The organism is Clostridium tanneri (assembly GCF_033659955.1).
Classification (GTDB): domain Bacteria; phylum Bacillota; class Clostridia; order Clostridiales; family Clostridiaceae; genus Clostridium_AM; species Clostridium_AM tanneri.
On sequence record NZ_JARUJP010000022.1, the window covers coordinates 21,535 to 37,889 of the forward strand.

The 16,355-nt window shown below is 31.9% G+C and carries 11 protein-coding genes; 7 read left to right on the forward strand and 4 right to left on the reverse strand.

Translation table 11 applies throughout. The annotated features are described in order from the left end of the window. Nucleotides 1-37 precede the first annotated feature (37 nt). On the reverse strand, nt 38-1,315 hold the full coding sequence (locus tag P8V03_RS15385; protein ID WP_318798850.1) for an SH3 domain-containing protein: 1,278 nt from the start codon (nt 1,313-1,315) through the stop codon (nt 38-40). 488 nt (nt 1,316-1,803) lie between these two features. Here P8V03_RS15385 and P8V03_RS15390 point away from each other — a divergent pair, with 488 nt between their 5' ends. Next, nucleotides 1,804-3,876 (forward strand): methyl-accepting chemotaxis protein, encoded by a 2,073-nt coding sequence (locus P8V03_RS15390; RefSeq protein WP_318798851.1) that lies wholly within the window; start codon nt 1,804-1,806, stop codon nt 3,874-3,876. A 282-nt stretch (nt 3,877-4,158) separates the two neighbouring features. Here P8V03_RS15390 and P8V03_RS15395 read toward each other — a convergent pair whose 3' ends face one another. Further along, complete coding sequence (locus P8V03_RS15395; protein WP_261671278.1) at nt 4,159-5,841, reverse strand: methyl-accepting chemotaxis protein; 1,683 nt, start codon at nt 5,839-5,841, stop codon at nt 4,159-4,161. Between the two features lie 326 nt (nt 5,842-6,167). Between P8V03_RS15395 and P8V03_RS15400 the strand changes: the two genes are divergently transcribed. From P8V03_RS15400 to P8V03_RS15425, 6 genes are all read left to right on the forward strand, one after another. Continuing rightward, nucleotides 6,168-6,851, forward strand: a complete 684-nt coding sequence (locus P8V03_RS15400) for a DedA family protein (RefSeq protein WP_318798852.1) — start codon at nt 6,168-6,170, stop codon at nt 6,849-6,851. 132 nt (nt 6,852-6,983) lie between these two features. Further along, on the forward strand, nt 6,984-9,455 hold the full coding sequence (locus P8V03_RS15405) for an ATP-dependent DNA helicase (RefSeq protein WP_318798853.1): 2,472 nt from the start codon (nt 6,984-6,986) through the stop codon (nt 9,453-9,455). A 33-nt stretch (nt 9,456-9,488) separates the two neighbouring features. Next, nucleotides 9,489-10,133 carry an HDIG domain-containing metalloprotein gene (locus P8V03_RS15410; protein WP_318798854.1) on the forward strand — a complete coding sequence of 215 codons (645 nt, stop codon included), beginning with the start codon at nt 9,489-9,491 and terminating at the stop codon, nt 10,131-10,133. Between the two features lie 227 nt (nt 10,134-10,360). Then, entirely contained in the window at nt 10,361-10,792 is a 432-nt protein-coding gene (locus P8V03_RS15415) for a hypothetical protein (RefSeq protein WP_318798855.1), read from the forward strand. Nucleotides 10,793-10,996: 204 nt separating this feature from the next. Continuing rightward, nucleotides 10,997-13,558, forward strand: a complete 2,562-nt coding sequence (locus P8V03_RS15420) for an EAL domain-containing protein (RefSeq protein WP_318798856.1) — start codon at nt 10,997-10,999, stop codon at nt 13,556-13,558. A 91-nt stretch (nt 13,559-13,649) separates the two neighbouring features. Next, a complete protein-coding gene (locus tag P8V03_RS15425; RefSeq protein ID WP_318798857.1) occupies nt 13,650-14,348 on the forward strand; it encodes a L,D-transpeptidase family protein in 699 nt (232 codons plus the stop codon). Between the two features lie 66 nt (nt 14,349-14,414). On the opposite strand, the gene P8V03_RS15430 is transcribed toward P8V03_RS15425, so the two are convergent. After that, on the reverse strand, nt 14,415-15,581 hold the full coding sequence (locus tag P8V03_RS15430; RefSeq protein WP_318798858.1) for a cysteine desulfurase: 1,167 nt from the start codon (nt 15,579-15,581) through the stop codon (nt 14,415-14,417). 124 nt (nt 15,582-15,705) lie between these two features. Continuing rightward, a complete protein-coding gene (locus P8V03_RS15435) occupies nt 15,706-16,284 on the reverse strand; it encodes a hypothetical protein (protein WP_318798859.1) in 579 nt (192 codons plus the stop codon). Between the last annotated feature and the right edge of the window lie 71 nt (nt 16,285-16,355).

Here is a 16,355-nt window from a genome sequence, read left to right on the forward strand (position 1 = left end):
GTGTTCAGTGCACCTAAACCTTTATGTCGCATTATACTTATATCTTAATGTAATCTGAGTGAACATATCCAACTTCTGATCCTGATTTTACCTTTAGCCATCTTCCGTTAGTTCCCAAAACCTCAACTTTCGTTCCGTAAGAGAGAGTTGAAACTATTCGTCCAGTCCATGGATTGTTTCTTAAGTTTAGAGTAGAGGAGTGATCGCTTAGTACAACTGTTCCAATCTTAGAGTCTGGTGAAGTGCTATTTGCGGTATTAGTTTTTGCTGCTTGAGAAACACTTACAAAGTCAGAATGAACATATCCTATATTTCCATTTGCTTGTACCTTGTACCAGCTACCACTAGTCTCTAAGATATTAATCTTTGTGCCATGACTTAAAGCTGTTAGCACGTTTCCACCTGGCGCAGTTCTTAGATTTAAGGAAGATGATGTATTCTTCAATTGTACTACTGCAGAGGCTCCACTACCGGAAGATATGGAAGAAGGGTTTCCGGTTGAAGTTGACGGCGTTGTAGTATTTTGTCCTGATATACTTATATATTTAGAACTTACATAGCCATAGGAGGAGTTATACTTAACTTTATACCAGTCGCCGTAGGTACCAACTATGTTAACGGTTTCTCCCTTTCTAAGCAACCCTATAACTTCGGAGGAAGTAGCTCCGCTGCTTCTTACATTTAGAACAGAACTGGAACTTGAAATATTAACTGTTCCTTTGTTAATTACAGGCTCATTATTGCTAGGAGCTTGTACATTTTCATTACTTGATGTACCGTTATTAGAAGACTGATTTTTACCATCACCCAAGTAAATATATCCCTTTAAATATAGGTTTCCTCTCTTTTTAATTTCTTCTTTAGAAAGGGTTTTGATTTTACCATCATAATCACCACGTACACTAAAGTTTCCCTCTGTAAAATATACTGTATTGCCTTCTACTTTCTCAACGAAGGCAACATGGCCGTAGCCTTTATTACCGCCAGACCATACAACAATAGAGTTAGCTTTTGGCTCAGTACCATAGGAGTATACTTTATCTCGAGCATTAGCATACCACCAATCTACTGCATTTCCGTAAAATTCCGTTGGTAATGACAGATTTAACTTTTCAAGCACTCTTCCATATGTAAACCATGTACATTGTCCTTTATACCCATATTTTGTGAAAACATTAACATTACTGGTATAGGCACTGCTCTGAGGATTAGGTGTAGTTTCAGCAGCTTGTACACTATTATGTAATAACAATTTGTTATTCATAAGAGCTGCAGATATAAAAAAAGCAAAAATTATTTTCTTAGAGCTTTTCATGCTGGAGCCTCCTTGAGTTATATGATATGAAATTAATTTTCATTAAAATTTCGATTAAAGTTCGTGAATATAAAAATATTATCGTAGATAACTTTTAATAATTTATAGTTCTTTGGAATAATTTAGTGATGAATTTAATATATTTATATTTTATCACAATTTCCAATACTTTGGGAGTAATTTAATTCACTATTTTATTCTTAATTTTATTTTTATTTTTTATCAGAAAATTTTTAGTTGCTTTTTCTCAAATAGATGTAATTATAAAAAAGAAGGTACTAGCAATACTTACATCTACTATGAGTTGTAAATTTTGTTTTACGACATAAAATTAGTGGATTTTTTCACAAAAAAAGAGGAATTTGGAAGATGGTGTAGAATTTATTTTCTGACGTAGAATTTATTTTTTGTTGAGTTAACAGAATTTATATGGGGATTAGGTTGTTGTTATTAATGCGCTTTAAAATTTGCAGGAGGGGAATATTATTATGAAGAAAATTAGAAGCAAAATCATTCTAGGAATATTAGTTTGTACCTTTATAATGGCACTGTTAATTGGTGTAACTAGTATAAACCAAGCATCAAAGGCAATAGATAAGGAGGCCAGAGATAAACTTCTTGCTATTACAGAGAGTAAGTCAAAGGATTTCAGTGCGATGTTTAAAGATATAGAAAAAACTGTAGATTTTGTATCTAATACAGTTTTGTCGGATTTTGATTTAGAAAAAGCAAAGGCTGACCCAGCTTATCTACAGGAATATGAAAATAAGATAGAACCTCTTATTAGAAAATTAGGAGAAACTACAGATGGGGCAATGGGAAGTTATATATATTTTAATCCTGAGCTTGTAAACGTATTAAATTACGTTTCCTACGATGATACAGATAAGGATAAGAAATTTACAAGGAAGACTTCCTATACTATTGATAACTTTAAGAAGGATAATAAAGACATGGATTGGTTTTATGGACCAGTAAAAAAAGGAGCTGGAACATGGAGTGATATTTACGTAGATATGCATTCAAAGGTAGAAATGATTTCTTATGGTAAGCCTATTCTAATAAATAATACGTTAGTTGCTGTTGCCGGTATAGATGTTGATTTTAACTTATTTCGAAATGCCATTAATAAGGTGAAATTATATGACTCAGGCTACTCATATCTAGTGTCGGCAGAAGGAAATATGTTGGTTCATCCTAAATACAAGAGAGAGAATACTATATTCTCAGTAGAAAACGGAATTTTTAAAAATGTATGGGATGAATTTAAGAAAAATAAATCAGGAGTAACAGAGTATGACTATAATGGGAAAAAGATAACAGGATACTACACTATGCCTAACGGGTATATTCTAAGTACTAGCGTTCCCTACAATGAAGTTTTAGCAAGTATTAATAAGTTAGAATTGCTGATACCTGTTATAGTAGCAGCAGGTATGATTATAGCTGTAATAGTTGCAATACTTATTGCTAATAGAATCTCAAAACCTCTTATGGAGGCGATAAGATTATTGAATAAGATTTCCAAACTAGATCTAACTTATGATAGCAGTTATGAGAAGTTAGCAACAAATAAAGATGAGATAGGAATTATGGCTCATGCACTGGGAGCAATGAGAGAATCCTTACAAACTATGGTAGGAAGTATTAAAGGTGGCTCAAGAAATACTGCCACTAGCGCTGAAGAGCTATCAATTATATCTAAAGAAAATGCTAATTCTATCGATGCAGCTGCAAAGGCCACATCTGAAATTGCACAAGGATCTACTGACCTTGTTAAAAACGTAGAAGTTGGAGTAGAAAAGTTAGACTATTTAGCTAAGCAGATAAATAATTCTGTAACAAACTCAAACCTAATCAGAACTAATATGGATAAAACCAGCAAAGTTAACGCAGAAGGTATAGAATATGTAAATAAGTTAGAGACTGCAGTTAAGGAAAATGTTCAAGTTATAGAGAAGGTAACTTACCAGGTTAGTGAACTAAATAATAAGTCTGAATTGATAGGTAAAATTACAGATACTATTAAATCTATTACAGATCAGATTAATTTATTATCTTTAAATGCAGCTATTGAGGCTGCCAGAGCTGGAGAACAGGGTAAGGGTTTTGCGGTAGTAGCAGATGAAATTAGAAAACTAGCTAGCGAAACGGCTACGTCCACAAAGGAAATTGAGAACATTGTCAGAGATTTTAAGTCAAACATTGAGGATACTAAACAACAAGTTGGTGAAGCGAAAACTGTCATTGATAAAACAAATGAAGTTTCTAAAAATACAAAAAAAGCTTTTTCAGCTATTGATAAATCAGTTTCTAATGTTATAAAGCAAGTTGACATGCTTATAGAGAATATTAACAGCATAGGTGAAAATAAGAACGAAGTAGTTAATTCTGTGGATAGCATATCTGCAATTTCTCAGGAGACTGCAGCAACTATTGAAGAAATCTCAGCATCTGTTCAGGAACAATCTGCAAGTATGGAACTTCTTTTTAAATCTACCAATGAGTTAAGCAATATAGCTATGGATTTAGAGAAACAAGTAGATAAGTTTATAATTTAAAAGTTTGAAATTTTAGGTAACAGAGCAAGATAAGGAGATGTAGTTTTATTCCTGCTCTATTATCTATATTTATTTGTAATTATATGATATTGCTCTAAAGTTAATATGCCCTTAGAGTTAAAATTTAATTCATAGGCATCTAAACTCTAATGGTTGCAATTTCCGGTTTGAAAGAGATAAAACATATATTATAATAAAAATATCTCCTTTTTAAACTTAATTTTGTTTGTTGTTATTTAAGTAAAGGGAAAGCTTGATTAAGAAGACAAGCTTTCCCTTTTTTTATATTTTAAATCTATTAAGTTGGGATGTGATCTTCTGTGCTACTTCATTTAGCTTCTGTGCGGAATTTGATACCTCTTCCGAACTTGCACTCATTTCCTCACTAGAGGCAGAGATTTGTTCTGCAGCAGCAGAAGTCTCCTCAGATACAGAAGATACAATTTCTATCTTTTCTACTATCTGGTCTTTTTCTACATTAATAGTCATAGCTGAATCTTTTATAGCATTCATTTGAGGAAGTATTACCTGGATGGCTGCTACAATCTCCTTGAAAGAATTTATTGAATCCTTAATTCCTTCTACTTGATTAAATAGTACATCTTTAACCTGCTTAGTGGAATCAGTAACTACACTAGACCTTCCTGTTATATCATTTAGAAGTTTATTTATGTCAAGAGAAGACTCTTTAGACTGTTCAGCTAGTTTTCTAATTTCATCTGCAACTACAGAGAAACCCCTTCCAGCCTCTCCAGCTCTAGCTGCTTCTATGGCAGCATTTAAAGCTAGTAAATTTGTTTGATCTGCTATATTGTTAATAACAGTAGTAATTTCATTAATCTTTTTCATATCTTTCTCAAACCCTAATATCTCACTAATTAGTCCTGAAAAAGCATTATTTAATTCTTTTATTGAGTTTGACATTGCTTGAAGTTCAGTACTGCTGTCCTTTGCCATTGAATCTATTCTTAGAGCACTGTCATCAACGTCATCTATTTTTCTGCTAATATTATTTACTTCATCACCGAAATTAGCGGTTCTATCATTTACTGCCCCTAGCTGCTCAGCCTGTTCGGAAGCCCCTTGAGCAACTTCTTGTATAGCGTTTGCAACTTCCTGAGATGAAGAACTTAACTCTTCTGATATAGCGGATAAGCTTTCTGCTTGCTCGTGAAGTATACTAGAGTTAGCTTGAATTCCTTTAATCATTCCTGATATATTTAAAACCATAGAGTTAAAGTTATCTGAAAGCTCCTTTAGTTCATCTTGTCTATTTAACTTAATAGGTTGAATTTTTAAATTTCCAGACTTAACTTCATTCATAGCTTCAGCAATTCTTTCTATAGGGTTTGATATCTTTTTAGACATAAAGAAGGTTATTATAGAAGTTAAAATCAATATAATAAACCCAACTCCAAATACAACAAGTAATGCTTTGTTTTGTGTTCCTGTAAAATCTTTAATATCTCCACTTAATACAACATACATGTCCCATTTCTCATAGTAAGTATAGTAAGCAAATTTCTTCTTCCCTTGCCAATCGTATTTAAGTTCTTTAACCATTGCATGTCCATACTTTTGATTTGAAAATTCACTGTTATTTTTGATCATTTCTTTTATGAAATCATATTGGTTTCCATCAGTGCCTATAAGTTTTGTATCAGGATGAAAGATAAATTTTCCCTTAGAGTCAAAGGTGTATCCGTATCCATTATTTCCAACTTGACGAGAGATTATGTATTTAGAAAAAGCAATTTTAGCTTCTTCTTCTGTTTTAGAGTTAAAATTTAGTCCATCTGCAACATCCCAGGCGCACATAACCCTTTCTTCCATTTGAATTCTTAGAGTTTTATTTGATTCACCAACAATGGTAAAGTAACTAGGTACTGCAATAGCTATTAATGTAATTAGAATCAAAGAAACGATTGAAATTACTAATTTTACACTAAGTTTTTTCATATTCATATATTTACTCCTTTCAGGATTAAAATCTAATATTATTTATCGATAGTATATATTTATGCTATAAAGAGGCCCAAATATTATCACAACTTATTATAAGGACTTTATAATTATGTTAGAACTAAGTTAGTTGCAAGAGTTATATCTATCATAAGTGAATTATAACAGATTTTGGATTGAAATAAAAGTAATAATTATTAAAAAGTAATAGTTACTACTTTTGTGGTTTATAACCTGTTAATACTCTCTTCATTGAATTTGAGGAGAAAGTAGTATATACTATATCCGTAAATATAATAATTAAATAATGTATAAAAGGAGAAGTGTAAATGGATTTACTAAAGAGTTTTATAGATGTTATTATTCATCTTGATAAGTATTTAAACATAGTAATACAAAACTACGGAACAGGAACATATTTAATTTTATTCTTAATTGTATTCTGTGAGACTGGATTGGTAGTACTTCCTTTTCTTCCAGGAGATTCTTTGCTCTTCGCAGCAGGAGCTTTCGCAGCTCTTGGCTCACTAAATGTTTACTTGCTATTTTCACTTTTAGTCATCGGAGCTATTCTTGGAAATACAGTAAATTACTATGTAGGAAGAGCTATTGGACCTAAAGTATTTAGTAAGGAAAATGTTAAGTTTCTTAATAAAGAATATTTAGATAAGACTCAGGCTTTTTACGATAAGCATGGAGGAATAACTATAATAGTAACAAGATTTATGCCTATAATACGTACTTTTGCGCCCTTTGTAGCGGGAATTGGAAAAATGAATTTTGTTAAGTTTATGTCTTATAATATAGCTGGTGGAGTATTATGGGTTGCTTTATTTGTATTTGGTGGATATTTCTTTGGAAATATTCCTATTGTGAAGAAAAACTTCACTGTGGTTATCTTTGCTATAATTTTCATTTCGTTACTTCCAGCAGTAATAGGAGTATTAAAAGAGAGATTTGGGAAAAAAAAACAGGTTAATGAATCAAATGAACTAGATAACAAGATAATATAGAAGATAAGTATAATTCAATAACTATAGGGTTCTAAGCTTTAAGAGTGGAACCCTATAGTTATTTGTGAGTTTAACATAAAAATCTAATTGTAAAATATAAGAACATTCTTTAGAATGTAAATAGGTGATTTTATGGAAAGTAATATAATTAGGATATCCGTAAGAAATTTAGTAGAATTTATTTTAAGAAGTGGAGATTTAGATAGTAGATTTACGGGATTTAGTAGAGCACAAGAAGGTACTAAGGCTCATCAAAAGCTTCAAAAAGAATATAAAGATAAATACTCTGAGGAAAGACAGGTACAGTTAGAGGAGATTGATCAAACTAAAAATATAAGAATTGAATACAATGCAGAGGTGAGTTTAAAGCATACCTTTGAATATAAAGATTTCTCCTTTGTAATTGAAGGCCGTGCAGATGGAATAATAGTAAAAGATGAGGAGGTAACTATAGATGAAATAAAAAGTGTAACAAGACCACTAGAGTTTATAGACGAAAATTATAATCCTCTTCACTGGGCTCAGGCTAAATGTTATGCCTATATCTATGGTGTTCAAAATAACCTATCACATATCAATGTACAAATATCATATTATAATTTAAATAGTAATACGACTAAAAGGCTGGTAAAAGGCTTTGATATAGAGGAACTACAGCAATTTTTATTTTTTTTATTAGATAGTTATTACTTTTGGGCTAACTTCACTAGAGATTGGATGGTAAAGAGGAATATTTCAATAAAGAATATGTCCTTTCCCTTTGAAGCTTATAGAAAGGGTCAAAGAGAACTAGCTGTTGCAGTGTATGGGACTATAAAGGAAGGAAAGAAACTTTTTGCACAAGCACCTACAGGAATAGGAAAAACTATATCCACACTGTTTCCTTCTGTAAAGGCAATGGGAGAAGGGTTAATTATAAAAGTATTCTATTTAACAGCTAAAACAATAACGAGAACTGTTGTAGAAGAAACGGTGTTAAAAATGGGTGTTGCAGGGTTACAACTAAAAACAATAACGCTGACAGCTAAGGATAAAATATGTTTTCAAGAAAAGTCTTCTTGTAATCCTGAAGACTGCCAATATGCAAAAGGACATTTCGATAGGGTAAATGAAGCTATTAAGGAAATTTTGACTAAAGAAAACATTATGAGTAGAGAAGTGATAGTAAAGTATTCAGATAAATATAAAATTTGCCCCTTTGAATTTTCACTAGATTTAGCACTATTAGCTGATTGTGTTATTTGCGATTACAATTATGCCTTTGATCCAAGAGTTTACTTGAGAAGGTTTTTTGATAGCGGAGAAGAGGATTATGTATTTTTGATTGATGAAGCACATAATTTAGTAGATAGAGCTAGAGAAATGTTTTCAGCAGAACTTAATAAGAGTTCCTTTTTAGAGTTGAAAAAGGTTATGAAGAAAGTAGCGCCTAAGATTGCTAGAGCTCTTGAAAAAATAAATTCTTGTATGTTAGGGTTTAGAAAGCTATGCGAAGGGGAGGCTTTGGAAAAAGACTCCATAGATGGATATAGTGATATAAATACAGAGTTAAAGATGGCAGATAAGAATGTGTATATACAAAAAAAAGAATTTGAAGAAATATATCCCCTTTTAAGAAGGTTTTCCTCTGAAGCTGAAGAATTTCTTACTAGTAATGAAAAGACAGAAAACCAAGAGGAACTGTTAGAATTATATTTTAACGTGCTTACATATACTAGAATAGCAGAATTATATGATGAACACTTTGTTAATTACTTGCAAAAAATCAATAGTGATGTAAAAATGAAAATATTTTGCCTAGACCCTTCTCATCTTCTAAGGGAGGCTATGAAAAGAGCAAAGGCTATTATTCTGTTTTCAGCTACACTATCACCTATGAATTATTTTAAAGAGATATTAGGTGGAACTAAAGATGATTATTCAGTTAGATTGTTATCACCTTTTTCTGTAGAAAATAGAAAACTGTTAATTGCAGATAGAGTTTCTACAAAATATAAGCATAGAGAAAACACTTATTCTACAGTATCAGAGTATATAAAGGCTGCCATTGACAATAAAGTAGGAAATTATTTAGTGTTTTTTCCATCCTATAGCTACATGGAAAGGGTTTATGAGGATTTTAGTGAGAAATATCCTGGATATGGCACTATAATACAAAAAAACAATATGGTAGAAGAAGAACGAGAGATTTTTTTAGGAAATTTCCAGGAAGGTAATGGAGAAACGCTGGTAGCCTTTGCCGTATTGGGAGGAGTATTTTCAGAAGGCATAGATTTAAAAGAAAACAGGCTAATTGGTGCTGTTATTGTTGGAGTAGGACTACCTCAGCTTTCTTTGGAGAGAGATATAATAATGGATTACTTTAACAAAAAGAATAGTTCTGGCTACGAATATTCTTATATGTATCCTGGCATGAATAAAGTATTACAGGCTGCAGGAAGAGTAATTAGGACAGAAAGAGATAAAGGTGTTATTTTATTAATAGATGAAAGGTTCGGAAATAGAACATATAAGAATCTTTTTCCAAAAGAATGGCATCCTAATACAGTTGTCAGAAGTGCTAGAGATATACAAAATAATATAAATGATTTTTGGAGAAAATAATATCACTAATTCTTAAAAGAAGGTGAGAACTAGATGGAAGATTTACAGGAAATATTTAAAGACTTTGATAAACATTTGATGTCAGATGAAGAGCCTTCAAGATATTTTAATGAATTAATAAAAAGTGGAGTATTTGAAAATACTTACCCCCTTACTATGTTAGGAGATTTAATTAAAACTCCCCAATCACCAGTATATCATCCAGAAGGAAGTGTATGGAATCATACTATGCTTGTGATTAATGAAGCTGCAAAGAGAAAGAACAAAAGTGAAGATCCAAAAGCCTTTATGTGGGCAGCTCTTCTTCATGATATTGGAAAGGCACCAACCACAAAAATGAGAAAGGGAAGAATAACTTCCTATGATCATGATAGGGTAGGTAAAAAACTTTCTATAGAATTTTTAAGAGAGTTTAATTGCAGCGAAGATTTTATAAAAAAGGTATCTTCTATAGTAAGGTGGCATATGCACACTTTATTTGTAGTTAAAAATTTACCTTTTGCAGATGTTAATGCTATGATAAAAGAAGTTAGTATTAAAGAGATAGGATTATTTTCTTTATGTGATAGACTTGGCAGAGGTAATATAACTCCAGAAAAAGTGAAAGAAATACATGAAAATATAGAGTATTTTACTAGAAAATGTGAAAAGTATATGGCTGTGCCGATTCATAATTAACCATTAGTTATAATTAATAGTAGAATAGATAGCTAATTACTACAAAAAGGCTTTTCTCAGCTTAACTGAGAAAAGCCTTTTTTTAGAGCTTAATATATGCTAATTATTATTCAAAAATATTTTTAATTTAAGTAATATTATTCCATAACTCATCATATGGTAAAGTGTGTTTACTATTTATATGTTAAAAGTAATGTAAACATAATAAACTATTTGGGGATGATATTATGGAAAAACTAAAATCATTTATATTGGACATTCTTATGTTCATGATTATACTTTCAGTCGTATCTGTAGCAGGACTAATAGACATAAGGACATCACAATCTAATGAAGGGTCACCTATAGAAAAAGAAATAGGATTGCAATTAGAAAAGTATAATAATGATATTAAGACTATGGGAGATAAAATAGCTAAAGAAACTAAGGAACTTGAGGAATTAAAAAAACAGATAGATAGCATGAAGGACAGTAACAACTCTAAAAGTTGGAATAGCAGCATAATAACCTACAACACCAAGTTAACTCAGTATAAAAAAGATATGGAGGAATATAACAAGAAAATAGAAGAACATAATAAGATCTATAGTCAATATACATTACTTGGAGAAAAAAATGAAAGTGTCCTAGTATGGGTTAAGACGTTAATAGGAATATGATAAGGCAAAGTTAACAGACTTTGTCTTATTTTCATACTTGCACTAATATTTTGAATTATCTCAGTACTAAATAGTCCTTACCAATTGAAAATAGCTCTGTATTAGAGTAAAATTTAAATTACTAGGTGTATGTTTAGTACAATTATGTTAAATAATGCTTGATTTTTTATATACAGTAAAAATTTATAGGCAAGAGGTAAGATTATGAAGTGGATAAAAAATATGAAGATAAGGCAGAAGCTTTTAAGTGCATTCTTACTTGTATCCTTATTTATAGCAGCTGTTGATATTATATCTATAAGCAGTATGCAGAGAATAAAATATAATTCGGAAAGTGTTTATGCAAATAATCTCGTTTCAATACATGATTTAGATGTATTAAACGAAAATATTTTAGATATTCGTTCAAGTATACTAACTATTATAAACACAAACTTTGATGAAGATAACATATATAGGACTTTAAATCGAATAGAATACTTAGATAGAGTAAATAAAGCTCTTATGAGTAAATATGAAAGAACTAAATCCACTAATCACGAGAAGGATATCTATTCTAATTTCAAACAGGAGTATGAAAGTTATATAGCAGAAAGAAATGAAATAATTAAACTTATTCAAAAAGGAAATTTTGAAGAAGCTAAAGTAGAAGTTCAAAAAGCTTCGAAAATTAAAGAAAGTATGTTTAAGTCACTAGACACACTTATAAGTATTAATATGAATAATGCAATGCAGAGCAACATAAGAAGTGATGAGGTATATAATAGAGTATCATTAGCAATTAAGCTTTTAATGGTTGCTGAATTATTTACAGCAGTATTCCTAGGGATTTATATTTCCAAGTATATGTCCACACAGTTGGAAAAGGAATTAAAGTTTGCTGAAGAATTAGCTGAAGGTAATTTAAATGGAGTTATTGATATAGACACTAAAGATGAGTTTGGTGTGTTATCAAAAAAATTAAATAAGGCAGCGGAAAATACTTTAGAACTCATAGAAGAGCTTACTGCTAAAGAAGAGGAATTAAGAGAGCAGATGAGTGAGCTGCAGAATATGCATGAAAAACTAATGCTTAGTGAAGAGAGGTATAGGCTGGCTATAGATGGGGCAAATGATGGTATTTGGGATGCAGACTTTGTAAATAATAAAATTTTTGTATCAGATAGATGCAAAGAAATTATGGGACTTCAATCTAAAGGGAATAACTATAACTTGGATTACTGGCTTACAATGGTATTTGGATACGATAGAGAATATATTATGAGCAAAATTACAGAAAACTTTGAAGAAAATACATCTTTTTATAGTTTTGAATTTCCTGTGTGCACTCCTTTTGGTGAATACAAATATGTTTTATGTAGAGGCAAAGCTATAAAGAGCAAAAAAGGATATGTGTCGCATATGGCAGGTTCGCTTACAGACATAACTGAAAGAAAAAAAGCTGAGGAAATAATTAGTAATATGGCTTATTACAGTGAAATTACAGGTTTACCTAATAGAACCTATGTTATGAAAAAACTATACAATCATGTGGAAGATTTAGCAGTTAATAATAAAAATTTTGCCTTATTCTTTCTAGATATGGATAACTTTAAGACAGTAAATGACAGTTATGGTCATGATGTTGGAGATGGATTTTTAAGTAAGGCTGCTGAACTGTTTAAAAGTTGTTTAAAGGAAGGAGATGAGGTATGTCATCTAGGTGGAGATGAATTTATATTCTTAATTTCCTCCTGTGAGGAAGCAAAAGAAATTACTGAAATTGCAGAATTAATACTAGATATATTTAAAAGGCCCTTTAATATAAAAGGTCATGAGATTCTCTATGTTACAGCTAGTATGGGAATTGCTATCAGTCCTTGTGATGGAAGAGATCTAGAAGAACTGCTAAAAAATGCAGATACTGCTATGTACTATGCTAAAAATACTGGAAGAAATAAATTTGAGTTCTTTAATGGGCATATGAACTCTGAAGTAGTAGAAAAGATAAAAATGAAAAGCGAGTTGAGTAATGCACTTATTAATAGAGAATTTACTGTGTTTTATCAACCAAAGGTCTCTGCTAAAGAGGGTACTATCGTAGGAGTTGAGGCTTTAGTAAGATGGCAAAATCCTAAGGAAGGATTAGTTTCTCCAGGGAGATTTATTCCTGTTGCAGAAGAAACTGGTCTAATAGTACCTATTGGTGAGTATGTTCTTAGAAGCGCTTGCATGCAGAGTAAGGCTTGGCAGGAATCTGGCAAAGAGCCCTTGAGATTAGCGGTAAATTTATCTGTAAAGCAACTTCAGAGGAATGATATAGTAGAGGGAATTAAACAAGTATTGCAGGAGACAGGTTTAGAAGCCAAATGGCTTGAGATAGAAATTACAGAAAGTGTTGTCATGGAAAACTTTGATAGAGCTATTGATGTATTATCTGAACTAAAATCTATGGGAATACATATATCTCTAGATGATTTTGGAACCGGATATTCATCACTAAACTATTTGAGAAAGCTTCCTATTAATGCTATAAAAATAGATAAATCATTTATTGATGGACTTCAACCAGGAGCTACAGAAAATCTTATTGCTTCTTCCTTAATAAACTTAGCCCATGGAATAGGAATAAGAGTTGTTGCAGAGGGTGTTGAGAATATAGACCAAATAAACATCTTAAGAAGTTTCAATTGCGATGAAATACAAGGATACTTTTTCAGCAGACCTGTTAACGCAAAGGAATTTGAAAAATTAATAGATAATGAGCAATGCCAGCTGGTTATATAGAATGTTTAATGAGTTGTTAAAAATAATTAAATTTTTAATGGCTCATTTTTGTAATTTGTGTTAAAATTTCTATATAAATGTGTATAGAGGAGTGATAATCTTGAAAAGAAAGAAGAATCTTTCTCCTGTATTATTTTTTGTGTTTGGAATAGTCTTAATTTCTCTTATTACAGGATTATCTATAAAAAGGCATGTAAAAAATAAAAATATTGAATCATATAAACAAGTAAATATTAGTAAGGACAAAGAATTTACGGAAACATACAATGGTAACCAAAGTAAAGTTCAAGAACTTGAACTTTACTTTAGTAAACCGGAGGCTACACCAAGCAAGACCTTAGTAAAAGTTTATAAGGAAAAGAGATTGCTAGAACTTTATGGAGACGGAAAGCTCATAGGAAGATTTAAAATAGGTCTTGGAAGATCTCCTTGGGATGATAAGGAGAAAGAGGGGGATAATAGAACACCAATAGGAACCTATTACATATGCTCTAGAAATGGAGCAACAAAGTACACCTATTTTATGGGACTAAGCTATCCAAACACTAAGGATGCACAAAAAGGTCTTGATAAAGGTCTTATAGATAAAGCTACATATAATAAAATAAAAGATTCTATAGAGTTAAAACAGCAGCCACCATGGAATACTCCACTGGGCGGGGCAGTAGGAATTCATGGTGGAGGAAATAAATATGATTGGACCTATGGTTGTATTGCAATGACAAATGAAGATATAAATTTACTTAAACAGTATACTCCTGTGAAGACTCCCGTTGAGATTTATAAGTAACTAACGGAAATATTGAGCAGTAAAAAGGGCTCCCTTTTGGGGCCCTTTTTACTGCTCAATATTATCTTAAGATATTTTACCTTTAGATGCTTCAATAGATATACTTTTTAAAGCTTTTACGAGTATATCTATGTCTTTCTTTTTATTAAAGTATCCTATACCAATTCTAACTGTCCCTCTATCTAAAGTATCTATAACAGTGTGGGCTGTTGGTGCACAGTGAAGACCAGCCCTTACTGCAATATCATATTTACTATCAAGTTCACGAGCTATTTCTTCTACAGACAGGTTACTTAAGTTAAAAGATATAACTCCAACTATTTTCTTTGTATCCCTAGGACCATAAATCTTTATACCCTCTACTTCTAGTAGTCTTTTAAGAGCATAGTCTACTAGTTCTTCCTCTTTTTTTCTAATTTTATCTATTCCGATGGAAGAAAGATAGTTTAAGGATTCACCAAGTCCTACAATACCAGCTGTATTTGGCGTGCCTGTTTCATATTTAGTTGGGAAACCCTCTGGTTGATATGGATTTTTAGAATCACCACCGGTACCTCCAGATTTTAGCGGTGACATGTGAGTATCACAATTTATTAGGAGACCTCCTGTACCAGTAGGGCCTAAAAGACTTTTATGACCAGTAAAAGCTAGGTAGTCTATGTTGTCCTTTACAACATCTATGGGATATGCGCCTGCAGTTTGAGCCGAATCTACAAGCAGTGGAATTTTATGATTTTTTGCTATTTTGCCAATTTCTCTTATAGGCTGGATTGTACCTATTACATTGGAGGCATGAGTAAATACTATAAGCTTGGTATTTGGTCTTATTAATTTCTCTACGTCGGCAGGAACAGTAATTCCAGTAGTAGTACAAGGAGTTATGGAAATTTGAATTTTTTTATCTCTTTCTAAAGTCTTTAAAGGTCTTCTTACGGCGTTGTGTTCTAGACTACTGACTATAACATGATCCCCTGATTTTAAGAGACCATTGATTACTAGATTTAAAGATTCTGTAATATTAGATGTAAATATTACCTTGTTGGGGTCACTACCGTTAAATAGTTTGCATATTATTTTACGACAATTAAAGAGAAGATTATCTGTTTCTTTTGCATTTTTATAAGCTCCCCTACCAGCGGTGGCGCCTATCTTTTTCATATAACTAGCCATTGTGTCTATAACTACATTAGGTTTTGGATAAGAGGTAGATGCGTTATCTAGGTAAATTGGCAACTTAAACACTCCTTAATTATGGTTACATTAATATTATATTCTTTTATATAACTAAGGTGCTTTACAATACAAAGATAGAGCGGTAATTTAGCTTACCGCTCTACTTTTGTGTTATAAAATATTATTAACGCATCCACCAAGGTCTTGGTCTATAAGGGAAATAAGGATATTGAGGATAATAAGGGTAAGGAGGATAGTAAGGAGGACGACGGCGACGGCGGCGTGGTCGATGGTGATGATGCTGTCTATCCATATCGTCATCATCATGTTCATAAACATCATCAAAATCTTCACGGGTCATATTACAAGGCATCATAGCAGCAGGTTGTATTTGCTGATCATGCATCATAGGGCAGTGCATCATCTGTTGTCCGTGCATCATAGGGCAATGCATATTTTCATGTTCATGCATCATAGGACAATGCATCATCTGCTGTCCATGCATCATAGGACATTGCATACATGGCGAATAATGCATTGGCTGCATTTCAAATGGCATCATTTCAAATCCGTCAGTAGTTTTATCAGTAGTAGTATCAGTAGTGTGGTGGTGATGGTCGGTAGTATGATGATGATGATCAGTAGTATGATCTGTGCAGCCGCACTTATTTTGATGTTTTTTCTTACGAGGATCGTCTACTGCCTCATTAAAGTTTTGATCAAAATCCATATTGTCATTTCTATAATACATAAGTACCTCCATAAAATTAACTACACTATTATACTATTCTGAAGGTAAAAAAAGGTTACAACTTTTAACAAAATTCCAGTTGA

Bases quoted from the DNA above. Each gene is read 5' to 3' on its own strand.
- P8V03_RS15415 (WP_318798855.1), top strand. From the start codon at position 10,361: ATGGAAAAACTAAAATCATTTATATTGGACATTCTTATGTTCATGATT.
- P8V03_RS15420 (WP_318798856.1), top strand. From the start codon at position 10,997: ATGAAGTGGATAAAAAATATGAAGATAAGGCAGAAGCTTTTAAGTGCA.
- P8V03_RS15385 (WP_318798850.1), bottom strand. From the start codon at position 1,315: ATGAAAAGCTCTAAGAAAATAATTTTTGCTTTTTTTATATCTGCAGCT.
- P8V03_RS15435 (WP_318798859.1), bottom strand. From the start codon at position 16,284: ATGGAGGTACTTATGTATTATAGAAATGACAATATGGATTTTGATCAA.
- P8V03_RS15405 (WP_318798853.1), top strand. From the start codon at position 6,984: ATGGAAAGTAATATAATTAGGATATCCGTAAGAAATTTAGTAGAATTT.
- P8V03_RS15395 (WP_261671278.1), bottom strand. From the start codon at position 5,841: ATGAATATGAAAAAACTTAGTGTAAAATTAGTAATTTCAATCGTTTCT.
- P8V03_RS15400 (WP_318798852.1), top strand. From the start codon at position 6,168: ATGGATTTACTAAAGAGTTTTATAGATGTTATTATTCATCTTGATAAG.
- P8V03_RS15410 (WP_318798854.1), top strand. From the start codon at position 9,489: ATGGAAGATTTACAGGAAATATTTAAAGACTTTGATAAACATTTGATG.
- P8V03_RS15390 (WP_318798851.1), top strand. From the start codon at position 1,804: ATGAAGAAAATTAGAAGCAAAATCATTCTAGGAATATTAGTTTGTACC.